Annotated in this window: 36 protein-coding genes and 1 riboswitch; of the genes, 31 read left to right on the top strand and 5 right to left on the bottom strand. The window is 40.3% G+C overall.

Annotated elements, in window-relative coordinates:
• Window positions 1-296: 296 nt before the first annotated feature.
• A complete protein-coding gene (locus HPSH112_RS06540) occupies window positions 297-1,385 on the bottom strand; it encodes an ATP-binding protein (protein WP_014662280.1) in 1,089 nt (362 codons plus the stop codon).
• Window positions 1,386-1,594: 209 nt separating this feature from the next.
• Between HPSH112_RS06540 and rpsJ the strand changes: the two genes are divergently transcribed.
• The 29 genes from rpsJ to rplQ all read left to right on the top strand — a co-directional run bounded on the left by rpsJ (window position 1,595) and on the right by rplQ (window position 15,433).
• Complete coding sequence (rpsJ, locus tag HPSH112_RS06535; protein ID WP_000411561.1) at window positions 1,595-1,909, top strand: 30S ribosomal protein S10; 315 nt, start codon at window positions 1,595-1,597, stop codon at window positions 1,907-1,909.
• 36 nt (window positions 1,910-1,945) lie between these two features.
• Window positions 1,946-2,521, top strand: a complete 576-nt coding sequence (rplC, locus tag HPSH112_RS06530) for a 50S ribosomal protein L3 (protein ID WP_000395323.1) — start codon at window positions 1,946-1,948, stop codon at window positions 2,519-2,521.
• Between the two features lie 34 nt (window positions 2,522-2,555).
• Window positions 2,556-3,203, top strand: coding sequence for a 50S ribosomal protein L4 (rplD, locus tag HPSH112_RS06525; RefSeq protein WP_000030176.1), 648 nt, complete (start codon window positions 2,556-2,558; stop codon window positions 3,201-3,203).
• A gap of 3 nt (window positions 3,204-3,206) precedes the next feature.
• Entirely contained in the window at window positions 3,207-3,488 is a 282-nt protein-coding gene (locus HPSH112_RS06520) for a 50S ribosomal protein L23 (protein ID WP_000763613.1), read from the top strand.
• A 15-nt stretch (window positions 3,489-3,503) separates the two neighbouring features.
• Window positions 3,504-4,334, top strand: a complete 831-nt coding sequence (rplB, locus tag HPSH112_RS06515) for a 50S ribosomal protein L2 (protein WP_000985819.1) — start codon at window positions 3,504-3,506, stop codon at window positions 4,332-4,334.
• A gap of 11 nt (window positions 4,335-4,345) precedes the next feature.
• On the top strand, window positions 4,346-4,627 hold the full coding sequence (gene rpsS / locus HPSH112_RS06510) for a 30S ribosomal protein S19 (protein ID WP_000091385.1): 282 nt from the start codon (window positions 4,346-4,348) through the stop codon (window positions 4,625-4,627).
• A 9-nt stretch (window positions 4,628-4,636) separates the two neighbouring features.
• Window positions 4,637-5,005 (top strand): 50S ribosomal protein L22, encoded by a 369-nt coding sequence (rplV, locus tag HPSH112_RS06505; protein WP_000030355.1) that lies wholly within the window; start codon window positions 4,637-4,639, stop codon window positions 5,003-5,005.
• Between the two features lie 3 nt (window positions 5,006-5,008).
• Window positions 5,009-5,713, top strand: a complete 705-nt coding sequence (gene rpsC, locus HPSH112_RS06500) for a 30S ribosomal protein S3 (RefSeq protein ID WP_000529972.1) — start codon at window positions 5,009-5,011, stop codon at window positions 5,711-5,713.
• A gap of 2 nt (window positions 5,714-5,715) precedes the next feature.
• A complete protein-coding gene (gene rplP, locus HPSH112_RS06495) occupies window positions 5,716-6,141 on the top strand; it encodes a 50S ribosomal protein L16 (protein ID WP_000928961.1) in 426 nt (141 codons plus the stop codon).
• Window positions 6,128-6,328, top strand: coding sequence for a 50S ribosomal protein L29 (gene rpmC, locus HPSH112_RS06490; protein WP_000877876.1), 201 nt, complete (start codon window positions 6,128-6,130; stop codon window positions 6,326-6,328). The genes rplP and rpmC overlap by 14 nt, the downstream gene beginning before the upstream one ends.
• 13 nt (window positions 6,329-6,341) lie before the next feature.
• Complete coding sequence (gene rpsQ / locus HPSH112_RS06485) at window positions 6,342-6,602, top strand: 30S ribosomal protein S17 (RefSeq protein ID WP_001092746.1); 261 nt, start codon at window positions 6,342-6,344, stop codon at window positions 6,600-6,602.
• A gap of 2 nt (window positions 6,603-6,604) precedes the next feature.
• Window positions 6,605-6,973, top strand: coding sequence for a 50S ribosomal protein L14 (gene rplN, locus HPSH112_RS06480; protein ID WP_000616110.1), 369 nt, complete (start codon window positions 6,605-6,607; stop codon window positions 6,971-6,973).
• Window positions 6,973-7,194, top strand: coding sequence for a 50S ribosomal protein L24 (rplX, locus tag HPSH112_RS06475; protein WP_000834238.1), 222 nt, complete (start codon window positions 6,973-6,975; stop codon window positions 7,192-7,194). The genes rplN and rplX overlap by 1 nt, the downstream gene beginning before the upstream one ends.
• Window positions 7,195-7,206: 12 nt before the next feature.
• Complete coding sequence (rplE, locus tag HPSH112_RS06470) at window positions 7,207-7,752, top strand: 50S ribosomal protein L5 (RefSeq protein ID WP_000467363.1); 546 nt, start codon at window positions 7,207-7,209, stop codon at window positions 7,750-7,752.
• A gap of 9 nt (window positions 7,753-7,761) precedes the next feature.
• Complete coding sequence (locus HPSH112_RS06465; RefSeq protein WP_001085694.1) at window positions 7,762-7,947, top strand: type Z 30S ribosomal protein S14; 186 nt, start codon at window positions 7,762-7,764, stop codon at window positions 7,945-7,947.
• A 9-nt stretch (window positions 7,948-7,956) separates the two neighbouring features.
• The gene (gene rpsH / locus HPSH112_RS06460; RefSeq protein WP_000245805.1) at window positions 7,957-8,352 is read left to right on the top strand and encodes a 30S ribosomal protein S8; all 396 of its coding nucleotides are present in this window, start codon (window positions 7,957-7,959) and stop codon (window positions 8,350-8,352) included.
• 10 nt (window positions 8,353-8,362) lie between these two features.
• Window positions 8,363-8,899: a 50S ribosomal protein L6 gene (gene rplF / locus HPSH112_RS06455; RefSeq protein ID WP_000086586.1), complete on the top strand. Its 537-nt coding sequence runs from the start codon at window positions 8,363-8,365 to the stop codon at window positions 8,897-8,899.
• 13 nt (window positions 8,900-8,912) lie between these two features.
• Window positions 8,913-9,269: a 50S ribosomal protein L18 gene (rplR, locus tag HPSH112_RS06450; RefSeq protein ID WP_000991853.1), complete on the top strand. Its 357-nt coding sequence runs from the start codon at window positions 8,913-8,915 to the stop codon at window positions 9,267-9,269.
• A gap of 14 nt (window positions 9,270-9,283) precedes the next feature.
• Window positions 9,284-9,727, top strand: coding sequence for a 30S ribosomal protein S5 (rpsE, locus tag HPSH112_RS06445; protein ID WP_001860543.1), 444 nt, complete (start codon window positions 9,284-9,286; stop codon window positions 9,725-9,727).
• Window positions 9,728-9,744: 17 nt separating this feature from the next.
• Window positions 9,745-10,146: a 50S ribosomal protein L15 gene (gene rplO / locus HPSH112_RS06440; protein ID WP_014534306.1), complete on the top strand. Its 402-nt coding sequence runs from the start codon at window positions 9,745-9,747 to the stop codon at window positions 10,144-10,146.
• A 37-nt stretch (window positions 10,147-10,183) separates the two neighbouring features.
• Window positions 10,184-11,446, top strand: a complete 1,263-nt coding sequence (gene secY / locus HPSH112_RS06435) for a preprotein translocase subunit SecY (RefSeq protein WP_001030195.1) — start codon at window positions 10,184-10,186, stop codon at window positions 11,444-11,446.
• Complete coding sequence (map, locus tag HPSH112_RS06430) at window positions 11,446-12,207, top strand: type I methionyl aminopeptidase (RefSeq protein WP_001018115.1); 762 nt, start codon at window positions 11,446-11,448, stop codon at window positions 12,205-12,207. The genes secY and map overlap by 1 nt, the downstream gene beginning before the upstream one ends.
• Window positions 12,207-12,425 (top strand): translation initiation factor IF-1, encoded by a 219-nt coding sequence (infA, locus tag HPSH112_RS06425; protein ID WP_000090248.1) that lies wholly within the window; start codon window positions 12,207-12,209, stop codon window positions 12,423-12,425. Before map ends, infA begins: the two co-directional genes overlap by 1 nt.
• Before the next feature lie 78 nt (window positions 12,426-12,503).
• Window positions 12,504-12,617: a 50S ribosomal protein L36 gene (gene rpmJ / locus HPSH112_RS06420; protein WP_000868339.1), complete on the top strand. Its 114-nt coding sequence runs from the start codon at window positions 12,504-12,506 to the stop codon at window positions 12,615-12,617.
• A 3-nt stretch (window positions 12,618-12,620) separates the two neighbouring features.
• On the top strand, window positions 12,621-12,983 hold the full coding sequence (gene rpsM, locus HPSH112_RS06415) for a 30S ribosomal protein S13 (RefSeq protein ID WP_000090809.1): 363 nt from the start codon (window positions 12,621-12,623) through the stop codon (window positions 12,981-12,983).
• Between the two features lie 22 nt (window positions 12,984-13,005).
• On the top strand, window positions 13,006-13,401 hold the full coding sequence (gene rpsK, locus HPSH112_RS06410; protein ID WP_001129289.1) for a 30S ribosomal protein S11: 396 nt from the start codon (window positions 13,006-13,008) through the stop codon (window positions 13,399-13,401).
• A 9-nt stretch (window positions 13,402-13,410) separates the two neighbouring features.
• Entirely contained in the window at window positions 13,411-14,037 is a 627-nt protein-coding gene (rpsD, locus tag HPSH112_RS06405) for a 30S ribosomal protein S4 (protein WP_000135247.1), read from the top strand.
• A gap of 11 nt (window positions 14,038-14,048) precedes the next feature.
• A complete protein-coding gene (locus HPSH112_RS06400; protein WP_000864569.1) occupies window positions 14,049-15,083 on the top strand; it encodes a DNA-directed RNA polymerase subunit alpha in 1,035 nt (344 codons plus the stop codon).
• Window positions 15,083-15,433, top strand: a complete 351-nt coding sequence (rplQ, locus tag HPSH112_RS06395) for a 50S ribosomal protein L17 (protein WP_001216127.1) — start codon at window positions 15,083-15,085, stop codon at window positions 15,431-15,433. Before HPSH112_RS06400 ends, rplQ begins: the two co-directional genes overlap by 1 nt.
• 548 nt (window positions 15,434-15,981) lie before the next feature.
• On the opposite strand, the gene HPSH112_RS06390 is transcribed toward rplQ, so the two are convergent.
• From HPSH112_RS06390 to HPSH112_RS06375, 4 genes are all read right to left on the bottom strand, one after another.
• Window positions 15,982-16,596 (bottom strand): thiamine diphosphokinase, encoded by a 615-nt coding sequence (locus tag HPSH112_RS06390; protein ID WP_001149185.1) that lies wholly within the window; start codon window positions 16,594-16,596, stop codon window positions 15,982-15,984.
• Entirely contained in the window at window positions 16,584-17,246 is a 663-nt protein-coding gene (gene pnuC, locus HPSH112_RS06385; RefSeq protein ID WP_000909319.1) for a nicotinamide riboside transporter PnuC, read from the bottom strand. Before pnuC ends, HPSH112_RS06390 begins: the two co-directional genes overlap by 13 nt.
• Window positions 17,235-17,344, bottom strand: a riboswitch (TPP riboswitch). (Overlaps the previous gene by 12 nt.)
• A 21-nt stretch (window positions 17,345-17,365) precedes the next feature.
• Complete coding sequence (gene tenA / locus HPSH112_RS06380) at window positions 17,366-18,022, bottom strand: thiaminase II (RefSeq protein ID WP_001198274.1); 657 nt, start codon at window positions 18,020-18,022, stop codon at window positions 17,366-17,368.
• Window positions 18,023-18,611: 589 nt separating this feature from the next.
• The gene (locus HPSH112_RS06375) at window positions 18,612-19,160 is read right to left on the bottom strand and encodes a YceI family protein (protein WP_000709474.1); all 549 of its coding nucleotides are present in this window, start codon (window positions 19,158-19,160) and stop codon (window positions 18,612-18,614) included.
• A 124-nt stretch (window positions 19,161-19,284) separates the two neighbouring features.
• On the opposite strand from HPSH112_RS06375, the gene HPSH112_RS06370 reads away from it, so the two are divergent.
• Together HPSH112_RS06370 and HPSH112_RS06365 are read left to right on the top strand one after the other, a co-directional pair.
• A complete protein-coding gene (locus HPSH112_RS06370) occupies window positions 19,285-20,022 on the top strand; it encodes a 5'-nucleotidase, lipoprotein e(P4) family (RefSeq protein WP_041199805.1) in 738 nt (245 codons plus the stop codon).
• Window positions 20,023-20,088: 66 nt separating this feature from the next.
• Window positions 20,089-21,147 (top strand): glycosyltransferase family 9 protein, encoded by a 1,059-nt coding sequence (locus HPSH112_RS06365; RefSeq protein ID WP_000348216.1) that lies wholly within the window; start codon window positions 20,089-20,091, stop codon window positions 21,145-21,147.
• Window positions 21,148-21,186: the final 39 nt, after the last annotated feature.

The following is a 21,186-nucleotide window of genomic DNA, read 5'->3' as shown; positions in this document are numbered from 1 at the left end:
TTCCTTTCTATAAAAGAATATTAAAAACGCCCTACGCTTTTAGGGTAGGTGGTATTTCTCAAAAAAGCGAAATACTGGGATAGATTATAGTGAGTTAGCTTAAGAAAAAATTAAAATATGCAATAATAATTTAAAAATGTGAGTAATAATATTTAATACATAAATACATAAATACATAAATACATAAATACATAAATACATAAATACATAAATACATAAATACATAAATACATAAATACATAAATACATAAATACATAAATACATAAATACATAAATACATAAATACAAGTAATTATTATACCAAAATAGATTGAATATCCAAAGAAAAATCAATGAAATTAAGGTGTTTGTAAGGGGTATTAGCTGCTGAAATAGGGGCGTTGATAGAAACGACTGCAATTTTTAAAAACCCATGTTTATGGCACCAAGAAAGCTGTTTTTCTAAAAAATGCGGCGTGGGGAAAGCGTGGGCGATGAGGGCGAGCTTGTTAGTGGCGTTTTTGTGCAAGATAAAAATCCCATTATCATGGGAGCAAAGCTCATGATTTGGGAATTGCTTGTAAAGCTCTAAAAAAACCATGTTTTCAAAAACATTTAAAAGCGAAGGACTAGCAGTTAGGCTATAAGGCAAGGCAAAATCGCACAGATACAATTTGGTTTTATTGTTTTCAAAACTGGGGGCTAAAAAAATGATGCACTGGTTTTCTAGCGCATGTAACAATTTATAGAGGGTGTCTTTAGAGATTTTAAGCTCTTTTTTGAGTTGCGTATAAAGATAAAAAGCGCTCACAAACTTAGATTGATACGAGCAGATTTTAGCCATTAAGGGGGCGTAAGCTTGAAAGATTAATTTGATATTTTCTTGTTTTTTTAGGATTTTTTCTTGATCGTTTTCTATAAAAAGCGAATCTAAAGCGTTGCCGTCTTTTAAAAAGCGGTTAAACAGAGTGTTTTTAGGGGTGTTGGGTTTGAAAAGGCTAGTATATTCTTTAAAATTCAACCCTAACGCATAGCACAAGCTGCAATCTGGCGCTGTTATGGGGCTTAAATAATTAGGGATAAGAACGATTTTAGGAAGCTTAGGCAGGCTGAAATCCAAGCGGTCAATATGATCTAAAATGAGCAAATCCATTTTCTTTTCTAAATGCCATTTTAAAAGCCATGAGCTTAGAATGTTTTTGTTCAAACGCATGTCATTGTAATTGATATACACAGGGTTTTTAAAATCCTTCGCTAGTTTGAGGGCGGAAGTGGTTTTACCGGATTTCATCGGCCCTAAAAGACAGATTTTATCGCTTGAATGCGCCTTTAAAAGCGGGTTGTTTAAAGCCGGCTCTTTAGGGGTTTCAAAAGGCCCAAAAGGGTGCAAGCAAGAAAGGGGCATGAACTTCCTTTCAAATGAGATTGGATTAAGATAATCGTAGCGCATTTTTTTATATTTCCTTATAAAAAGGAAGTAAAAATCTCTAAAAATCCCTAAAAATAGCAAAAGTTGTTGACTAAATGGCGCATTTTGAGTAGTATTTCAGTTTTTATTTTATTGTTTTATTCTGTTTTTAGTAACGGATAAAACGAGTTCTTTTAGGAGAGTTTATGGAAAAAATCAGGTTGAAGCTCAAAGCTTATGACCATAGAGTGTTGGATCGCTCTGTTGTGGCTATCGTGGAAGCCGTAAAGCGCTCAGGTTCTGAAATTAGAGGGCCTATCCCTTTACCGACTAAGAATAAGCGTTACACCGTTTTACGCTCCCCGCATGTCAATAAGGATTCAAGAGAGCAGTTTGAGATTAGGGTTTATAGCCGATTGATTGATATTATCTCGGCCACCCCAGAAACCGTGGATAGCTTGATGAAGTTGGATTTAGCTCCTGAAGTGGATGTAGAAGTAACCTCTATGGAAACGAAGTAGTCCTAACGCATTGAGATAATAAAATAAGGGTTAGATATGGAATTTTTAGTTCAAAAGATAGGCATGAGCCGCACCATTGACGCTAACAGCACGCCTGTAACCTTGCTTAAAGTCTTGCAAGCGAAAGTGTGCCAATTAGAAAATGGGAAAGCTTTAGTGGCCTATGCGATGCATAAAAAACACAATAAGGCGATTGAAGGCCAGCAAAAGAAATACCAACTCAGTAAAGAGTTTAACCATTTCGCTACCTTAAAAGCTTCCCAACAACAAGAGTTGGGCGATTTGGATTTGAGCGCTTTAGAAACGCTCAAAAGGGTTAAAGCGAGCTTTAAAACTAAAGGGAGAGGCTTTGCGGGGGTGATGAAGCGTTGGAATTTCCAAGGCGGGCCTGCCGCTCATGGGAGCCGTTTCCATCGCCGCCCTGGCTCTATTGGTAACAGAGAATGGCCAGGAAGAGTGCAAAAGGGTAGGAAAATGGCAGGGCATTATGGCAATGAGCTAGTTACTTGCCAAAACGAGGTGCTCTCTTTTGATAAAGAAAGTATGGTGTTAGTGCTAAAGGGTTCAGTGGCCGGCTTTTCTGGGGCTTATGGACGCATTAGAGCGGTATAAAACCATACATTGAATATAATATAAAGGGTTTGATATGAGTAAGGCCATCGTTTTAGACAGCCATTTGAAAGAAAAGGGTAGCGTGGAGTTACCTAAAAGATATGAGGGCATCAACAGCCATAATCTCTATCTCTATGTGAAACATTATTTATCTTCTACACGCGCTAATACCGCTAAAAGTAAAAACCGCGCTGAAGTGAGTGGGGGCGGTAGGAAGCCTTGGGCGCAAAAAGGGGGCGGAAGGGCCAGAGCAGGGAGCATCACTTCGCCTGTGTTTGTGGGTGGGGGTGTCTCTCATGGGGCCACTAACAACCGCAACTACAACCTTAAAATCAATAAAAAACAAAAACGCTTGGCTTTAGAATACGCTTTAGAAGAAAAAGCGCAAGCGAATAAGCTTTTTGTGGTGGAAAAAATCGCTATAAAAGGCGTGGTTGAAGACAATAAAAGAAAGCATTTGACTAAAGAGGCCAACCAAATGTTCCAGGCTTTGGAGCAACGAGACACTTTGTTTGTGTGCATGAACATGGACGAATACACCGAGTTAGCCTTTAGTAACCTTAAAAAATGCCTCATTATTGATGTGAGCGAGTTAAACGCTTATCTTTTAGCGGCGTTTAGCTCTGTTGTGATGGAAGAAGCAGCGTTTCAGCATGTGGTGCAAGATAAGACAGAGGAGTAAAAAATGGCAGACATCATGGATATAAAGTCAATTCTTTACACTGAAAAGTCATTAGGATTGCAAGAAAAAGGCGTTTTAGTGGTCCAAACGGCTCAAAATGTAACCAAAAACCAGCTCAAAGAAGTGTTTAAAACTTACTTTGGCTTTGAGCCTTTGAAAATCAATTCTTTGAAACAAGAGGGTAAGGTGAAACGCTTTAGAGGGAAGCTTGGACAAAGAAAGTCGTTTAAGAAATTTTATGTGAAAGTTCCAGAGGGCGCTAGCATTGCCGCCCTTGGCGCGTAGAAAGGAGAAAGCGTTATGGCGATTAAAACTTATAAGCCCTACACCCCAAGCAGACGCTTCATGTCGGTGTTGGACTCTAAAGACATTACCGCAAAAAGCAGTGTCAAAGGCTTGCTCACTAAGCTTAAAGCAACAGCAGGGAGAAACAATAACGGGCGCATCACCAGCCGCCACAAAGAGAGAGGGGCTAAAAAACTCTACCGCATTATTGATTTCAAACGCAACAAATACAACATTGAAGGGAAAGTGGTTGCGATTGAGTATGATCCTTACAGAAACGCGCGCATCGCTCTTGTAGTCTATCCTGATGGGGACAAACGCTACATTTTACAGCCAAGCGGTTTGAAAGTAGGCGATAGCGTTATCGCTGCTGAAGGCGGTTTGGATATTAAAGTGGGCTTTGCGATGAAGTTAAAAAATATCCCTATAGGAACGGTGGTGCATAATATTGAAATGCATCCAGGGGCTGGCGGGCAATTAGCCAGAAGTGCAGGGATGAGCGCTCAAATCATGGGTAGAGAAAATAAATACACCATTCTTAGGATGCCAAGCTCTGAAATGCGCTACATTCTAAGCGAATGCATGGCGAGTATTGGCGTGGTAGGGAATGAGGATTTTATCAATGTCTCTATCGGTAAGGCAGGGCGTAACCGCCACAGAGGCATTCGCCCACAAACTCGTGGTAGCGCTATGAACCCAGTGGATCACCCGCATGGTGGGGGTGAGGGTAAAACAGGGACAAGCGGTCATCCTGTATCGCCTTGGGGCACTCCGGCTAAGGGCTATAAAACGAGAAAGAAAAAAGCTAGCGACAAGCTCATCATTTCCAGAAAGAAACATAAATAAAGGGTTAAAGAATGTCTAGGTCAATTAAAAAGGGTCCTTTTATAGACGACCACTTGATGAAAAAAACGCTCAAGGCAAAAGAGGGTAAGGATAACCGCCCGATTAAAACATGGTCTAGAAGAAGCACCATTTTGCCTGAAATGATTGGTTTTACTTATAATGTGCATAACGGAAGGGTTTTTGTCCCTGTGTATATCACAGAAAACCATGTGGGTTATAAGTTAGGAGAATTCGCTCCTACAAGAACTTTTAAAGGGCACAAAGGCAGTGTCCAAAAAAAGATTGGCAAGTAAGGGGGTAGAATGAGTAAAGCGTTATTAAAATTTGTGCGGTTATCTCCTACTAAAGTCAGATTGATTGCAAGACAGATTCAAGGCATGAACGCTGAATTAGCGATCGCTAGTTTGGAATTTACGCCCAATAAAGCGGCTAGAGTGCTTTCAAAAGTGGTGGCTTCTGCGGTCGCTAACGGATCTTTAGACGCCAAGAGCGCTCTGATTGTTTCTTGCAGAGTGGATGCTGGTCCTGTGCTTAGGCGCTCCATTCCAAGGGCTAAAGGCAGAGCCACAGCCATTAGAAAGCCAACATCTCATGTATTCGTAGAAGTAGCAGAAGGGAAAGAAATGAAATCTTCTAAAAGCCATAAAAAAAATCAAGCAGAAGGTAAGTAGGGCATGGGACAAAAAGTTAATCCGGTAGGTTTAAGATTAGGTATTAATAGGAATTGGACTTCCAGATGGTTCCCTAGCGCTCGCACCGCTCCAAGCAATATTGATGAAGACAATAAGATTAGGAAATTCCTTAAAAAAGAGCTTTATTATGCCGGCGTGAGCGAGATTGTGATTGAAAGAGCGGCTAAAAAACTGCGCGTTACGGTCGTAGCGGCTCGACCAGGGCTTATCATTGGTAAAAAAGGCGTGGATATTGAAAAAGTCAAAGAAGGCTTAAAAACGCTCATCAAAAAAGAAGTCTCCATTAATATTAAAGAAGTCAAACGCCCCCAAGCTGACGCCCAATTAGCCGCAGAAAATGTAGCCACCCAGTTAGAAAAAAGGGTCGCTTTCCGCCGCGCGATGAAAAAGGTCATGCAAGCGGCGTTAAAATCCGGCGCTAAAGGGATCAAGGTGCGCGTTTCTGGCCGTTTAGCAGGGGCTGAAATCGCTCGCACCGAATGGTATATGGAAGGGCGCGTGCCTTTACACACCTTAAGGGCTAAGATTGATTACGGCTTTGCTGAAGCGATGACGGTATATGGTATTATTGGCGTGAAAGTGTGGATTTTCAAAGGGGAAGTTTTGCAAAAAGGAATCCAATTTGAGAAAAAAGAAGAGGCTAAAGAAGAAAGAGAGCCTAGAAGAAGCAGAAGAGGGAGGCAATAATCATGTTAATGCCAAAAAGAACAAAATACAGAAAGCAAATGAAAGGGCGCAATCGTGGGAAAGCCCATCGTGGTAACTCTATTGCGTTTGGGGATATTGCGATTAAAGCCATAGAGCATGGGAGGATTGATTCACGCCAGATTGAATCCGCAAGGGTGGCCATGACAAGGCACATTAAAAGAGCGGGTAAGGTGTGGATTAGAGTGTTCCCTGATAAGCCTTTGACCGCTAAACCTTTAGAAACCAGGATGGGTAAAGGTAAGGGCTCTGTGGAAAAATGGGTGATGAATATCAAGCCGGGCAGAATCGTTTATGAAATGCTAGGCATTGAAGAAGGACTAGCGAGAGAAGCCTTAGCGTTAGCTCAGAGCAAACTTCCTTTTAAAACCAAAATTGTAACTTGTGAGAGCGAAAATGAAATATACTGAATTGAAAGATAAAAGTATCAAGGAATTAGAAGAGTTGTTGCATGCTAAAAAAGCGGAGCTTTTTGAGTTGCGCATTAAGTTAAAGGCTATGCAATTGAGTAATCCTAACGAGATTAAGAAAGCCAGAAGAAATATCGCCCGCATTAACACGGCCATTAATGCGCATTATTCTTCTAGCGCTGAGTAAAAAAGGGTAAGCAATGAATACAAAAGAGCCGCATAAGAGGTTAGTGCAAGGCAAGGTTATCAGCAAGTTTGCTGAAAAAAGCGCTGTGATTCTTGTGGAAAGAAAAGTGGTGCATGAAAAATACCGCAAGATTGTTAAAAAGTTTAAAAAATACACCATCCATGATGAAAACAATCAGGTGAAAGTAGGGGATTTTGTGAGCGCGATTGAGTGCAGACCGCTTTCTAAAACCAAGTCTTTCACGCTTAAAGAAATTTTAGTAGTGGGAGTATAAGCATGATACAGAGTTTTACAAGATTGAATGTCGCTGACAATAGCGGCGCTAAAGAAATCATGTGCATTAAGGTGTTAGGAGGCAGCCATAAACGCTATGCGAGTGTGGGTAGCGTGATCGTGGCTTCCGTGAAAAAAGCTATCCCTAATGGTAAGGTGAAGCGCGGTCAAGTAGTCAAAGCCGTTGTGGTGAGAACGAAAAAAGAAATCCAAAGGAAAAATGGTTCTTTGGTGCGTTTTGATGACAATGCAGCAGTGATTTTGGACGCTAAAAAAGATCCGGTTGGCACAAGGATTTTTGGGCCAGTGAGCCGAGAAGTGCGTTACGCTAATTTCATGAAAATTATTTCTCTAGCGCCGGAGGTTGTATAATGAAAAGCGAAATCAAAAAAAATGACATGGTGAAAGTCATTGCAGGAGACGATAAGGGTAAGGTCGCTAAGGTTTTAGCGGTGTTGCCTAAGACTTCTCAAGTGGTTGTTGAAGGGTGTAAAGTGGTGAAAAAAGCGATTAAACCTACTGATGATAACCCTAAAGGGGGCTTTATCCATAAAGAAAAGCCCATGCACATTTCCAATGTGAAGAAAGCCTAAGGAGTTGGATACATGTTTGGTTTGAAACAATTTTATCAAAATGAAGTGAAGGCAAAACTCGCTCAAGAATTAGACATCAAAAACCCCATGCTTTTACCCAAGCTAGAAAAAATCGTTATCAGCGTGGGCGCTGGGGCTCATGCAAAAGACATGAAAATCATGCAAAATATCGCGCAAACGATTTCTTTGATTGCAGGGCAAAAAGCGGTTATCACTAAAGCGAAAAAATCCGTTGCAGGCTTTAAGATCAGAGAAGGCATGGCGGTAGGGGCGAAAGTTACCTTAAGGAATAAACGCATGTATAATTTCTTAGAAAAGCTGATTGTGATTTCTTTACCCAGAGTGAAAGACTTTAGAGGGATTTCACGGAATGGTTTTGATGGGCGTGGGAATTACACTTTTGGGATCAATGAGCAGTTGATTTTCCCAGAAGTGGTTTATGATGATATTATGGTCAGTCATGGCATGAACATCACTATGGTAACTTCTACAGACAACGATAAAGAAGCGTTCAAGTTGTTAGAATTGCTTGGATTGCCTTTTGCAAAAGTGAGATAAGGGGTTAATATGGCTAAAAAATCAATGATAGCAAAGGCTCAAAGGAAACCAAAATTTCAAGTAAGAGCTTATACTAGATGCCGCATTTGTGGGAGACCTCATTCGGTGTATAGGGATTTTGGACTTTGTAGGGTGTGCTTAAGAAAAATGGGCAGTGAGGGACTCATCCCAGGCTTGAGAAAAGCTAGTTGGTAAGGATAAGATATGGTAAATGATATAATTGCAGATTCATTAACTCGTTTGAGAAACGCTTCTATGCGCCGCTTAGAATTCACACAGCTTTATTACGCAAAGATCGTGGTTTCTATTTTAGAGATTTTTAAAGAAAAAGGTTTCATTAAAGATTTCAATGTCAAAGATAAAGACAAGAAACAATCGGTTTATGTGCAATTGGCTTATGATGAAAAAGGGCATTCAAAAATCAGCGAAGTGAAGCGCTTAAGCAAGCCCGGTCGTCGTGTGTATAAGCAAAAAAACGAGTTGAAGCGCTTTAAAAATGGCTATGGCGTGATTGTGGTAAGCACTTCTAAAGGGGTGATCACCAACGAAGAAGCTTACAGACAAAATGTCGGCGGCGAAGTGCTTTGCAGCATTTGGTAAAGGATTGAAAATGTCAAGAATTGGGAAAAGAATCATTGAAATTCCAAGCTCTGTGCAAGCGAGCGTTGAAGGGAGCAAGCTTCTTTTTAAAAACAGCAAAGAAAAGCATGAGTTAGAAACTCACAACCGAGTGAAAATCACGCTTGAAAACAACCAATTGAGCTTCCAGCCTGTGGGCGAAGACGCGCAATCTAGGGCTTATTGGGGGACTTATGGGGCGTTAGCCAACAACATTGTAATAGGCTTAAGCACCGGTTTCGCTAAGACTTTAGAAGTCAATGGCGTGGGCTATAAGGTGGCTTTGGGCAATAAAACTTTGGATTTGAGTTTGGGTTTTAGCCACCCGGTGAAATACCCCATTCCAGCGGGGATTGAAATGGTGGTGGAAAAAAACACGATCACTATCAAAGGGAGCGATAAGCAAAAAGTAGGGCAAGTCGCCGCTGAAATCAGGAGCTTCAGACCCCCAGAGCCATACAAGGGCAAGGGCGTGAAATACAGCAATGAAGTCATTATTAGAAAAGCTGGTAAAACAGCCAAAAAATAAATAAGGTGAAGTGATGAACGCAAAAGCATTGTATAAAAAGAAAGCCTTAAGAGATCGCCGAAAATTAAGGATTAAAAGCAAACTCTTAGGCGATGCATTAAGGCCTAGGGTGAGCGTTTTTCGTTCCAACCGCTATTTCTATGCGCAAGCGATTGATGATGTTAAACAAAGCACCATAACGCATATTGACGGCAGGAAAATGGGCTTTAAAAACACGCAAGAAGACGCTAAAAAATTAGGCGCTCTCTTTGCTGAAGAATTGAAAAAAGCAGGGATTGAGCGAGCGGTTTATGACAGGAATGGTTACCTCTATCATGGCGTGGTGGCAGCGTTTGCTGAAAGCTTGAGAGAGAACGGGATTGCTCTATGACAGAAAGGAAAGGTATGGAAGAGATTAACAGAGAAGAGTTTCAAGAAGTCGTTGTGAATATTGGCCGTGTAACCAAAGTGGTTAAGGGCGGTAGGCGGTTTCGTTTTAACGCTTTAGTGGTTGTGGGCAATAAAAATGGGCTTGTAGGCTTTGGTTTGGGCAAGGCTAAGGAAGTCCCTGATGCGATTAAAAAAGCGGTAGATGATGCGTTTAAAAACCTAATCCATGTAACCATTAAAGGCACGACTATCGCTCATGATATTGAGCATAAATACAACGCAAGCCGTATTTTACTCAAACCGGCAAGTGAGGGAACGGGAGTGATTGCTGGGGGTTCAACGCGCCCTATCGTGGAATTAGCAGGCATTAAGGATATTCTCACCAAATCTTTAGGCTCCAATAACCCCTATAATGTGGTGCGCGCGACTTTTGACGCTTTAGCGAAAATCAAGGCGTAGTTAAAAAGGATATGATGATGGGATTAGAAAATTTAAAACCGGCTAAAGGTAGCGTTAAAAAAATCAAACGAGTGGGCCGTGGTCAAGGAAGCGGCATGGGAAAGACGGCCACAAGGGGCGGTAAAGGCCAAACCGCAAGGACAGGTTATAAGGCTAAAAGAGGCTTTGAAGGGGGGCAACAACCCTTACAACGCCGTTTGCCTAAAATAGGTTTTAGGACTAAAGATTCTCATATCTATTCTATCAATGTAGAAAAGAATGAAGCGATTAAGGATTTAGAAGAAATCACTTTTTCAAGCTTGCGCGCTTTGTGCCATTTCCCCCTTTATATTGAAGGCGTGAAATTGATTGGTAAAGACGCTAAAAACCTGGCTTCTAAAATTAAAGATGAGAGAATCAAAACAAGCGGGCAGAAGTAATGCCCTTATCAGCTTGATTGGAGAGGAATAAGTTAATATGAATAAAGCTATTGCTAGTAAGATACTCATCACTTTGGGTTTTTTATTTCTCTACAGAGTCTTAGCTTATATCCCCATTCCTGGCGTAGATTTAGCAGCGATCAAGGCTTTTTTTGACAGCAATTCCAACAACGCTTTGGGGTTGTTTAACATGTTTAGCGGGAATGCGGTTTCTCGCTTGAGCATCATCTCTTTGGGTATCATGCCCTATATCACTTCTTCAATTATCATGGAGCTTTTGAGCGCGACTTTCCCCAACTTGGCTAAAATGAAAAAAGAGCGAGACGGCATGCAAAAATACATGCAAATTGTGCGCTATCTAACCATTTTAATCACCCTAATCCAAGCGGTGAGCGTTTCAGTGGGCTTAAGGAGCATTAGTGGGGGAGTTAATGGAGCGATCATGATTGATATGCAAGTCTTTATGATCGTTTCAGCGTTTTCTATGCTTACAGGGACGATGCTGCTCATGTGGATAGGGGAGCAAATCACGCAAAGGGGCGTGGGGAATGGGATCAGTCTCATTATTTTTGCCGGGATTGTTTCAGGGATCCCATCGGCTATTTCAGGCACATTCAACTTGGTCAATACAGGTGTTATTAATATCTTAATGCTCATTGGTATTGTGCTGATTGTTTTAGCGACTATTTTTGCGATTATCTATGTGGAATTAGCCGAGCGCAGGATCCCTATTTCCTATGCACGTAAAGTGGTGATGCAAAACCAAAACAAGCGCATCATGAATTACATTCCTATTAAGTTGAATTTAAGCGGGGTGATCCCCCCTATTTTCGCTTCAGCTTTGCTCGTGTTCCCTTCTACGATTTTGCAGCAAGCCACAAGCAATAAAACCTTGCAAGCGATTGCGGATTTTTTAAGCCCGCAAGGGTATGCGTATAATATTTTGATGTTCTTGCTCATTATCTTTTTTGCTTACTTTTATTCTTCTATCGTGTTCAATTCTAAGGATATTGCGGATAATTTAAGGCGTAATGGCGGGTATATTCCAGGGCTTAGGCCTGGGGAGGGGACTTCATCGTTTTTAAATTCTGTAGCGAGTAAGCTCACTTTGTGGGGTTCATTGTATTTAGCGCTCATCTCTACCGTGCCTTGGATTTTGGTTAAGGCTATGGGCGTGCCTTTTTACTTTGGAGGCACGGCGGTGCTGATTGTGGTTCAGGTCGCTATTGACACCATGAAAAAGATTGAAGCGCAAATTTATATGAGCAAGTATAAAACTTTAAGCGCGGTAGGCTTTTAATGGCGATCTCTATTAAAAGCCCAAAAGAAATCAAAGCTCTAAGAAAAGCCGGGGAATTGACCGCTCAAGCGTTAGCCCTTTTAGAGCGAGAAGTGAGGCCTGGGGTTTCACTTTTAGAGCTGGATAAAATGGCTGAAGATTTTATCAAATCCTCCCATGCCAGGCCGGCTTTTAAGGGGCTGTATGGATTCCCCAACTCTGTGTGCATGTCCTTAAATGAAGTGGTTATTCATGGCATTCCTACGGATTATGTTTTACAAGAAGGGGATATTATAGGTTTGGATTTGGGGGTGGAGGTGGATGGCTATTATGGCGATTCGGCCCTCACGCTTCCTATAGGTGCAATAAGCTTGCAAGATGAAAAATTGCTCGCTTGCTCCAAAGAGAGCTTGATGCATGCCATTAATTCAATTAGAGTGGGCATGCATTTTAAGGAGTTGAGTCAGATTTTAGAGGGCGCTATTGCAGAAAGGGGCTTTGTGCCTTTGAAGGGATTTTGCGGGCATGGCATTGGTAAAAAACCCCATGAAGAACCAGAAATCCCCAACTACCTAGAAAAAGGCGTTAAACCTAATAGCGGCCCTAAAATCAAAGAGGGCATGGTGTTTTGCTTAGAGCCTATGGTGTGTCAAAAACAAGGCGAGCCTAAAATACTAGCGGATAAGTGGAGCGTGGTTTCAGTGGATGGGCTTAACACAAGCCACCATGAGCATACTATCGCCATAATTGGCAATAAAGCAGTGATTCTTACGGAGCGTTAATGGCAAGAGATGATGTTATAGAAGTGGATGGGAAAGTGATTGAGGCGTTGCCTAACGCCACTTTTAAGGTGGAATTAGACAATAAGCATGTGGTGTTGTGCCGTATTTCTGGAAAGATGCGCATGCACTATATTAGGATTGCTTTAGGCGATAGGGTCAAGCTAGAGCTTACGCCCTATAGCTTAGACAAGGGTCGGATAACTTTTAGATATAAATGAATTTAAGGGTTATTTCAATGAAAATATGTTAGTATAAAAGTTTTTAGTAGTGCCTAATTTTTTCAAAGGAGAAAAATCATGAAAGTCAGGCCATCAGTGAAAAAGATGTGCGATAAGTGCAAAATCATTAAAAGAAGGGGCGTTATTAGAGTGATCTGCGCTACCCCTAAACACAAACAAAGACAAGGATAAAGCATGGCAAGGATTGCTGGTGTAGATTTACCAAAAAAGAAGAGAGTAGAGTATGCCCTTACCTATATTTATGGGATTGGGCTTAAGAGTTCCAGAGAGATTTTAGAAGCGGTAGGCATTTCTTTTGACAAGCGCGTGCATGAATTGAGCGAAGATGAAGTGTCTAGCATCGCTAAAAAAATCCAGCAAAGCTACCTAGTAGAGGGCGATTTGCGTAAAAAAGTTCAAATGGATATTAAATCTTTAATGGACTTAGGGAATTATCGTGGGATCAGGCACCGTAAGGGTCTTCCTGTAAGAGGCCAAACCACTAAAAATAACGCTAGGACTCGTAAGGGTAAGAAAAAAACCGTGGGTAGCAAGTAGCGAATAAGGAGATGATGATTTAATGGCTAAGAGAAATGTAACGGCTAAAAAGAAAGTAGTCAAAAAGAATATTGCTAGAGGGGTTGTTTATATTTCAGCGACCTTTAATAATACCAACATCACTATCACTGATGAAATGGGCAATGTGATTTGCTGGAGCACGGCGGGCGGTTTAGGGTTTAAAGGCTCTAAAAAATCCACCCCTTATGCGGCCCAACAAGCTGTAGAAAGCGCTCTAAGCAAGGCTAAAGAGCATGGCGTTAAAGAAGTGGGCATTAAGGTTCAAGGGCCAGGCAGTGGGCGTGAGACCGCCATTAAGAGCGTGGGCGCGACAGAGGGCGTTAAAGTGCTTTGGATTAAAGACATCACCCCGCTCCCTCATAATGGTTGCAGACCCCCTAAAAGAAGAAGAGTGTAAGGAGGCTTTATGGCAAGATATAGAGGTGCAGTAGAAAGACTAGAAAGGCGTTTTGGGGTTTCTTTAGCCTTAAAAGGTGAAAGGCGATTGAGCGGGAAAAGCGCGCTAGATAAAAGGGCTTATGGGCCAGGCCAGCATGGGCAAAGACGCGCTAAGACTTCTGATTACGGGTTGCAATTGAAAGAAAAGCAAAAAGCTAAAATGATGTATGGCATTTCTGAAAAGCAATTCAGGAGTATTTTTGTGGAAGCCAATCGCTTGGACGGCAATACGGGTGAAAACCTTATCCGCTTGATTGAGAGGAGATTGGATAATGTCGTCTATCGCATGGGGTTTGCGACCACTAGAAGCTCTGCTAGGCAATTAGTAACGCATGGGCATGTGCTTGTGGATGGTAAGCGTTTGGATATTCCCTCTTATTTCGTGCGTTCAGGGCAAAAAATTGAGATCAAAGAAAAAACCAAGAGCAACCCTCAAGTGGTGCGCGCGATGGAATTGACAGCTCAAACAGGGATTGTGCCATGGATTGATGTGGAAAAAGATAAAAAATACGGCATCTTCACCCGCTACCCTGAAAGAGAAGAAGTGGTTGTCCCTATTGAAGAAAGACTCATTGTAGAATTGTATTCTAAGTAAGGGGTTAGAGCATGAAAGTTATCAAAACAGCACCTTTGATCCCATCAGAAATTAAGGTGTTAGAGAAAGAGGGCAATCGGGTTAAGATTTCTCTGGCTCCATTTGAGTTTGGTTACGCTGTTACGCTCGCTCATCCTATTAGAAGGCTTTTGCTTTTAAGCTCTGTGGGATATGCTCCTGTAGGTTTAAAGATTGAAGGCGTGCATCATGAGTTTGACTCATTAAGAGGGGTTACTGAAGATGTGTCGCTTTTTATCATGAATTTAAAGAATATCCGCTTTATAGCCAAGGCGTTAGTGGGGCAAGATAGCTCTTTAGAAAACCAATCGGTTGTGGTGAATTATTCTTTTAAAGGGCCTATGGAGCTTAGGGCTAGGGATTTGAATTCTGAGCATATAGAAATCGTCAATCCTGAAATGCCCCTAGCCACAATCAACGAAGACGCTCAATTGAATTTTTCGCTCATTATCTATAAAGGAATGGGGTATGTCCCAAGCGAAAACACAAGGGAATTGATGCCTGAGGGCTATATGCCACTAGACGGCTCTTTCACGCCGATTAAAAAGGTTGTTTATGAGATTGAAAATGTTTTGGTTGAGGGCGATCCCAACTATGAAAAAATCATTTTTGATATTGAAACAGACGGGCAGATTGACCCTTATAAAGCGTTTTTATCAGCGGTGAAAGTGATGAGCAAGCAACTAGGCGTTTTTGGCGAAAGACCCATTGCCAATACGGAGTATTCAGGCGATTACGCCCAAAGAGATGACGCTAAAGATTTGAGCGCTAAGATTGAAAGCATGAATTTGAGCGCTAGGTGTTTTAACTGCTTGGATAAAATCGGCATCAAGTATGTGGGCGAACTCGTGTTGATGAGCGAAGAAGAGCTTAAAGGCGTGAAAAACATGGGTAAAAAATCCTATGATGAAATCGCTGAAAAATTGAATGATTTGGGCTATCCGGTAGGCACAGAATTAAGCCCTGAACAAAGAGAGAGTTTAAAGAAAAGATTAGAAAAATTAGAAGATAAAGGAGGTAACGACTGATGAGACACAAACACGGATACCGCAAGCTTGGGAGAACCAGCTCGCACAGAAAGGCGTTATTAAAGAATTTAGCGATCGCTTTGATTGAGTATAACAAAATTGAAACAGGGATTTATAAAGCTAAGGAATTGCGCAGTTACATTGAGAAATTAACGACAGCGGCTCGTGTGGGTGATTTTAACGCGCACCGCCATGTTTTTGCGTATTTGCAAAATAAAGAAGCCACCCACAAGCTTGTAACTGAAATCGCACCCAAATACGCGCAAAGGAATGGCGGATACACTAGGATCCAACGCACCACTTTTAGAAGAGGGGACGCTTCCACTCTAGCCACCATTGAATTTGTGTGAAATTTGACGGGCTACTAGCCAAGATTTTAGTCTTGGTTGGTAATTATCGCTTTGATTCCATCTTTTCAAAAGAAGCACTTAAAAGCTTTGGTCTTGTTTTATTGATTGTAAAATTTAAAAAATGCTAAAAAGCGTTTTCTGTAATCAAAATATAAAAGAACTTGGCGTTAGTTGAGCGATAACCTTCAAACTGCAAAAATCAAGTAACTAAAACCCCATTTTTTAAAAAATTAAAATAAATTCAAAACTCGCTTCTATCTCACCCTTTAATTGAGCGGTATTTCTTGCATTTTTATTGGGATTTCTAATTGGTTTGATGATCTTAAGAAATCCAACTACTATAGAGATTGAGCCAGATGGATTGTGTTTTTAGACATGCTAGTGGTTATTCCTTTATACTAAACCGCTTTGGATTTTAGCCGATATGGGTTGATTTGGCCGCTTTGTGATGGTTTTGTTAAAAAATGATGAACCCTCTATGCCCACTCTCTCAAATGCTCCTTAACTTGGCGCAATATACAGACAAAAATTCGCCTAATAAAACCCGATCATAAGAACTTTTGATACACCAACACCACCGATTTGGGTGTAGAGCTAAGGCTAAAAAAACTATCTGTAGCTTCATTGAGCGAGCCAGAAAAGAGCGTTTTTAAACGCAAGTTTTTTAAGGGGTATTTGAGATTTTTGGAAGTGAATTGGGCATCAAAATCCAAGCTAAAAAGCGAGATTTGCTCCCCTTTAAAACTGGGCAAAGTAAAAGGGGTTTCTAGCGCCCTAAAAAGACCATAATCGCTTACGGCTTGGATTTTTTTGCAAAACTTAAAATACTCCAACAATAAAAAAGTGTTCGCCAAAGCGTGGTCTTCTCGCTTGCCATTCAACCCTAAAAAAATAAAATCATCACAGCCCTTATTCAAAGCATAAAAAAAGGCTTTGGATAAATCGTTGCTGTTTTGTTCGCTCACGCATATAGGGTGATACAAGGCTTTCAAATGCGAATCAATGCTATCTAGATCGCCTATAACAACGCTGGGTTTGAATTGAAGCGCATGCAATGAAGCAACAGCCCCATCGCATGCGATTAAAAAGGGAGCGTTTTTTAAAATGTCTAAGCATTTTTGGGATTTAGGAAACTCCCCATTCGCTAAAATCACTGCTTGCATGACTTGTTCCAGCGCTTAAAATAATACATGCCAATAAAAAGGTATAAAATCGTTGTGAAGAGTTGCACCAAGCTCTCTGTAGAAATTTGAAAAATACAAAACCACACGACAATAGACACGATATTCCCCAAAGTTACTAGCGCATAATTCTCCACATAGCGCAAAACCTGCAAAATAAAAGCAACAATAAAGATGACGAAATTAAAACTCTCTGCCCATAAAAAATTCGTTTTAATCTCTTTAAAAAACAAAGCGCTCACATAAGTTAAAACCCCTATGCCTAAAATAAGCGCAAAACGCCAATTTTTGGAAAGTTTTTGAGCCTTAATAGCGCCTTCATGCTGCTGTGTCTTTTTCCATGCGAATAGCCCATAAATCGTTACCGGCATATACAAAAAAAGGCATAAAATCACATCAGCGTTTAATTTCCACTGATAAGCGACATAAGCGTAACTCAAATTATACACAAGACCAAACACAAAGCAAATCGTTTGCCTTTCTCCGGCAAAAAACGCATACAAAACCCCACTAAGCCCTGCTAAAAGATTGATAAACGAGCCTTTGACAAGAATATTAGTGGTGATCAAAAACACGCAAGCAAGAATGAGTGTGGCGTAAAATCGTTTGGATAGTTGGGTGGTTATTAACATGCTATTTCCTTACGCAAGAATTACCTTGACAAGTTCTACGGGTTTGATCTCAGCCTTTTAAAAATGAGCGTTTTTAAAAAGCACCCCTTTAGTTTGATTGTAACATGAATCAATGAGAATTAGTTTTTTTGATACGCCATATCCCAAAACATGTATTCATATTTACTTGTAGTGATAAAAATGTCCTTTAACTTCTCAATTTCTTGTTTTGAAGAAGCGTGAGTGAGAGAATCAAGCAAATTAATATTCCACGACACACACGCTTGAAATTCTTTGGAACTATAGCCCTTAATCCAATGCCCATAAAAGGCATGTTCTAAAGCGTTTGGGATTTGGCTTAAATTTTGAGCGATCACTAAATAGCTCCAGCCACAAGCCAAAACAGCCGCCGTAACTTCTTTAATAGAGCCCTTAATCCCTTCAGCGAGCATGTAGCTTGTATAGGATTTATTCGCTAGGGTGGGGTGCGCGTTTTGCAATTCTATTTGAGTGATTTGAAGTTCTCTAATGTAATGGTTATGGATACTCATCTCGTTATTCAAAATATCTTGTATAGCGTTAGAAAACTCTCTCATCACAATTTCATCATAAGCTTTAATTACGCCTAAAGCAAACACCTTAGCGTATTCTAAAAGAAACAAATAATCCTGAATGATATAAAAACGAAATTTATCTCTTTCTAAAGTCCCATGCCCTATGCCTTGAACAAACGGATGGGAAATACAATCCCCCCAAATAGATTGCGCGTTTTGATACAGATATTGTGAAACTTGCATTTTTACACTCCTAAAATCCATTCAACGCATTCTAACACGAAAACTTGTGATATGGTATAAAAATTTGTTTTTAAAAAGGTTGGTGGGTAGGATCTTGCTTTCAAAAGTTGAACGCTGTATTAAAATATCTGTGATTTTGAATAGCGATTAATGGTATTGCAAGGCTTGTATTGCCTTTATGTTGTTTAAGACTGGCTATCATTTGTAACCATAAAAAGATTGATTCCATCTCGCTCTGCAGGTTTTTATTTTTAGAAGTTTTTATTATGGGAACTTGCAGTATGGCACTTACAAGATAGGAGTCAATCTTAGATGCATGGTTTCAAACCTACTACAGAGCGAGATGGAATCAACCTTACTATTTATGATTGGTTTAATCTCTGTATTAAGTCATATCGGCTGAAACTTCAAATAGTTTAGCATAAAAATAAAAAAGCGTCTAATATATTCAAAATAGGCGTTCAATTTTTTAAGCGATTGGGTAAAAACGCTACTAAAGGCTTTGATGTTTTAGAGGTATTGGGCAGAAAAAAGACTATTAAGAAAAGAAAGCTGCAAGAAACAAAAAATTGTTTCTTGCAAAAAAAGTTTATTGAGCGTAAGCTTCTAGTTTGATTTCAATCTTTACCTCATCCCCAACGACAGCATCGTTAAATGTTTTACCGATACCAAAATCCTTGCGGTTGATTTTGCCTTCAGCTTGTAACACCATGAATTCTTTTTTATTCATGGGGTTTTGCAAGGGGGCTTGGATTTTGGCTTCCAATACGACAGGTTTGGTTACGCCATGAAGGGTCAAATCCCCATGGATTTTACCATCTTCGTATTTTGTCATTTTAAAACTCCCTTTTGGGTATTTTAACGCATCAAAAAACTCTGCTGTTTTTAGGTGGTCGTCTCTTTTTTTGTTCCTAGTGTTGATGCTTTTAATATCAATTTTGCCTTCAAAAACATTGAGAGCTTTGGTATTAGGATCGGCATCAATTTTGCCATCAAAACTATCAAACACGCCTCTTGTTTCATTGAATTTGAAGTGTTTGACCTCAAACCACACGCTAGAGTTTGCCTTATCAATCGTATAAGGTTTTGCAAACACCAAACTAACACCAAAAAGAGCGGATATTAACGCTTTTTTCATTGTTTCCTCACTTCATTTTGAATTAAAAACGCCAACTATACAACAATTCGGTTAATGGTAAAAATACTCCTAACCATCTGTTTTAAGGTATAATACAAAAAATCCCCATTAGGTAGGTGTTGTTATGATAAAAAAGACCTTTGCATCAGTTTTATTAGGATTGAGTTTGATGAGTGTTTTAAATGCCAAAGAGTGCGTTTCGCCCATAACAAGAAGCGCTAAGTATCATCAGCAAAGCGCTGAGATCAGGGCCTTGCAATTGCAAAGTTACAAAATGGCGAAAATGGCGCTAGACAATAATCTCAAGCTCGTTAAAGACAAAAAGCCAGCCGTCATTTTGGATTTAGATGAAACCGTTTTAAACACTTTTGATTATGCGGGCTATTTGGTCAAAAATTGCATTAAATACACCCCAGAAACTTGGGATAAATTTGAAAAAGAAGGCTCTCTCACGCTCATTCCTGGAGCGCTAGACTTTTTGGAATACGCTAATTCTAAGGGCGTTAAGATCTTTTACATTTCTAACCGCACGCAAAAAAATAAGGCATTCACCTTAAAAACGCTCAAAAGTTTTAAACTCCCCCAAGTGAGTGAAGAATCCGTTTTATTAAAAGAAAAAGGCAAGCCTAAAGCCGTTAGGCGAGAGTTAGTCGCTAAGGATTATGAGATTGTTTTACAAGTGGGCGATACTTTGCATGATTTTGACGCACTTTTTGCTAAAGACGCTAAAAACAGCCAAGAACAACGAGCTAAAGTCTTGCAAAACGCTCAAAAATTTGGCACAGAGTGGATCATTTTACCCAACTCTCTTTATGGCACATGGGAAGATGAGCCCATAAAGGCATGGCAGAATAAAAAATAAAATTTATCCATCGCATAAGAACGATTTTTGCTAACATGATAAAAATTTGATCTCTTAGGCGGAGCTATGGATTTTGTAGGGTTTGAAGATTTAAAATGCAAAGATAAGGAAAACTCTCAAAAAGTTTTTGTGATCCGTAACGATAAGTTAGGCGATTTTATTTTAGCCATACCCGCTTTAATCGCTCTAAAGCAAGCTTTTTTAGAAAAAGGCAAAGAAGTGTATTTAGGTGTGGTTATTCCTAGCTATACCACCCCAATAGCCTTAGAATTCCCTTTTATTGATGAAGTCATTATAGAAGATAACCATTTAGCCACCACTCTTAAGCGCAAATCCATTGACGCTCTTATTTTTTTATTTTCTAATTTTAAAAACGCCAGACTCGCTTTTAGTTTGAGGAAGTCCATTCCTTATATTCTAGCCCCAAAGACTAAAATCTATTCTTGGCTGTATCAAAAGAGCGTGCGCCAAAGCCGATCGCTATGCCTAAAAACCGAATACGAATACAATTTGGATCTCATCCATGTATTTTGTAAAGATCATAATCTCCCTAACGCTCCACTTAAGAAAATCGCATGGGAGCTTAAAGACAAATCCAAAGAGCGATTGGTTATCGCTTCAAAACTCAACGCTGATGTTGGTTTATTGTGGATCGGCGTGCATATGCATAGCGGAGGCAGTTCGCCCGTATTGCCCGCTCCACACTTTATCAAACTGATTGATTTTTTACACAAAAATTTGAGTTGCGAGATCATCCTTATTTGCGGGCCAGGCGAAAGAAAAGCCACAGAAAAACTCCTTGAAAAAGTCCCTTTCGCTCACCTCTATGATACGAGCCATAGTTTAGTGGATTTAGCCAAATTGTGCGCGAATTTGTCCGTTTATATCGGGAACGCTTCAGGCCCTTTGCATGTGAACGCTTTATTTGACAACCAATCTATCGGGTTTTATCCTAACGAACTCAGCGCCTCTATTGCCAGATGGCGGCCTTTCAATGAGCGTTTTTTAGGCATCACTCCGCCTAATGGCTCAAACGATATGGGTTTGATTGACATTGAAAAAGAGGGTGAAACCATCCTTGAATTTATCGCACCAAATCTTTCTTGCCACACACAAGAAAGATAACGGCAACAAGCACCACACAAATAACCTTAACAACGCTCA

The sequence above is a fragment of the Helicobacter pylori Shi112 genome (assembly GCF_000277405.1).
Classification (GTDB): Bacteria; Campylobacterota; Campylobacteria; order Campylobacterales; family Helicobacteraceae; genus Helicobacter; species Helicobacter pylori_C.
This window is presented reverse-complemented; position numbering and strand designations above follow the sequence as displayed.

Bases quoted from the DNA above. Each gene is read 5' to 3' on its own strand.
- pnuC (WP_000909319.1), bottom strand. From the start codon at position 17,246: ATGTTAATAACCACCCAACTATCCAAACGATTTTACGCCACACTCATT.
- HPSH112_RS06400 (WP_000864569.1), top strand. From the start codon at position 14,049: ATGAAAGTTATCAAAACAGCACCTTTGATCCCATCAGAAATTAAGGTG.
- map (WP_001018115.1), top strand. From the start codon at position 11,446: ATGGCGATCTCTATTAAAAGCCCAAAAGAAATCAAAGCTCTAAGAAAA.
- HPSH112_RS06375 (WP_000709474.1), bottom strand. From the start codon at position 19,160: ATGAAAAAAGCGTTAATATCCGCTCTTTTTGGTGTTAGTTTGGTGTTT.
- secY (WP_001030195.1), top strand. From the start codon at position 10,184: ATGAATAAAGCTATTGCTAGTAAGATACTCATCACTTTGGGTTTTTTA.
- HPSH112_RS06540 (WP_014662280.1), bottom strand. From the start codon at position 1,385: ATGCCCCTTTCTTGCTTGCACCCTTTTGGGCCTTTTGAAACCCCTAAA.
- tenA (WP_001198274.1), bottom strand. From the start codon at position 18,022: ATGCAAGTTTCACAATATCTGTATCAAAACGCGCAATCTATTTGGGGG.
- rpsM (WP_000090809.1), top strand. From the start codon at position 12,621: ATGGCAAGGATTGCTGGTGTAGATTTACCAAAAAAGAAGAGAGTAGAG.
- rplD (WP_000030176.1), top strand. From the start codon at position 2,556: ATGAGTAAGGCCATCGTTTTAGACAGCCATTTGAAAGAAAAGGGTAGC.
- rpsJ (WP_000411561.1), top strand. From the start codon at position 1,595: ATGGAAAAAATCAGGTTGAAGCTCAAAGCTTATGACCATAGAGTGTTG.
- rplV (WP_000030355.1), top strand. From the start codon at position 4,637: ATGAGTAAAGCGTTATTAAAATTTGTGCGGTTATCTCCTACTAAAGTC.
- HPSH112_RS06370 (WP_041199805.1), top strand. From the start codon at position 19,285: ATGATAAAAAAGACCTTTGCATCAGTTTTATTAGGATTGAGTTTGATG.
- rplQ (WP_001216127.1), top strand. From the start codon at position 15,083: ATGAGACACAAACACGGATACCGCAAGCTTGGGAGAACCAGCTCGCAC.
- rplB (WP_000985819.1), top strand. From the start codon at position 3,504: ATGGCGATTAAAACTTATAAGCCCTACACCCCAAGCAGACGCTTCATG.
- rplP (WP_000928961.1), top strand. From the start codon at position 5,716: ATGTTAATGCCAAAAAGAACAAAATACAGAAAGCAAATGAAAGGGCGC.
- rpsD (WP_000135247.1), top strand. From the start codon at position 13,411: ATGGCAAGATATAGAGGTGCAGTAGAAAGACTAGAAAGGCGTTTTGGG.
- rplO (WP_014534306.1), top strand. From the start codon at position 9,745: ATGGGATTAGAAAATTTAAAACCGGCTAAAGGTAGCGTTAAAAAAATC.
- rplN (WP_000616110.1), top strand. From the start codon at position 6,605: ATGATACAGAGTTTTACAAGATTGAATGTCGCTGACAATAGCGGCGCT.
- rpsH (WP_000245805.1), top strand. From the start codon at position 7,957: ATGGTAAATGATATAATTGCAGATTCATTAACTCGTTTGAGAAACGCT.
- rplF (WP_000086586.1), top strand. From the start codon at position 8,363: ATGTCAAGAATTGGGAAAAGAATCATTGAAATTCCAAGCTCTGTGCAA.
- rpsC (WP_000529972.1), top strand. From the start codon at position 5,009: ATGGGACAAAAAGTTAATCCGGTAGGTTTAAGATTAGGTATTAATAGG.
- rpmC (WP_000877876.1), top strand. From the start codon at position 6,128: ATGAAATATACTGAATTGAAAGATAAAAGTATCAAGGAATTAGAAGAG.
- rplC (WP_000395323.1), top strand. From the start codon at position 1,946: ATGGAATTTTTAGTTCAAAAGATAGGCATGAGCCGCACCATTGACGCT.
- rpsQ (WP_001092746.1), top strand. From the start codon at position 6,342: ATGAATACAAAAGAGCCGCATAAGAGGTTAGTGCAAGGCAAGGTTATC.
- rplR (WP_000991853.1), top strand. From the start codon at position 8,913: ATGAACGCAAAAGCATTGTATAAAAAGAAAGCCTTAAGAGATCGCCGA.
- HPSH112_RS06465 (WP_001085694.1), top strand. From the start codon at position 7,762: ATGGCTAAAAAATCAATGATAGCAAAGGCTCAAAGGAAACCAAAATTT.
- HPSH112_RS06520 (WP_000763613.1), top strand. From the start codon at position 3,207: ATGGCAGACATCATGGATATAAAGTCAATTCTTTACACTGAAAAGTCA.
- rpmJ (WP_000868339.1), top strand. From the start codon at position 12,504: ATGAAAGTCAGGCCATCAGTGAAAAAGATGTGCGATAAGTGCAAAATC.
- rplX (WP_000834238.1), top strand. From the start codon at position 6,973: ATGAAAAGCGAAATCAAAAAAAATGACATGGTGAAAGTCATTGCAGGA.
- rplE (WP_000467363.1), top strand. From the start codon at position 7,207: ATGTTTGGTTTGAAACAATTTTATCAAAATGAAGTGAAGGCAAAACTC.
- HPSH112_RS06365 (WP_000348216.1), top strand. From the start codon at position 20,089: ATGGATTTTGTAGGGTTTGAAGATTTAAAATGCAAAGATAAGGAAAAC.
- HPSH112_RS06390 (WP_001149185.1), bottom strand. From the start codon at position 16,596: ATGCAAGCAGTGATTTTAGCGAATGGGGAGTTTCCTAAATCCCAAAAA.
- infA (WP_000090248.1), top strand. From the start codon at position 12,207: ATGGCAAGAGATGATGTTATAGAAGTGGATGGGAAAGTGATTGAGGCG.
- rpsS (WP_000091385.1), top strand. From the start codon at position 4,346: ATGTCTAGGTCAATTAAAAAGGGTCCTTTTATAGACGACCACTTGATG.
- rpsK (WP_001129289.1), top strand. From the start codon at position 13,006: ATGGCTAAGAGAAATGTAACGGCTAAAAAGAAAGTAGTCAAAAAGAAT.
- rpsE (WP_001860543.1), top strand. From the start codon at position 9,284: ATGGAAGAGATTAACAGAGAAGAGTTTCAAGAAGTCGTTGTGAATATT.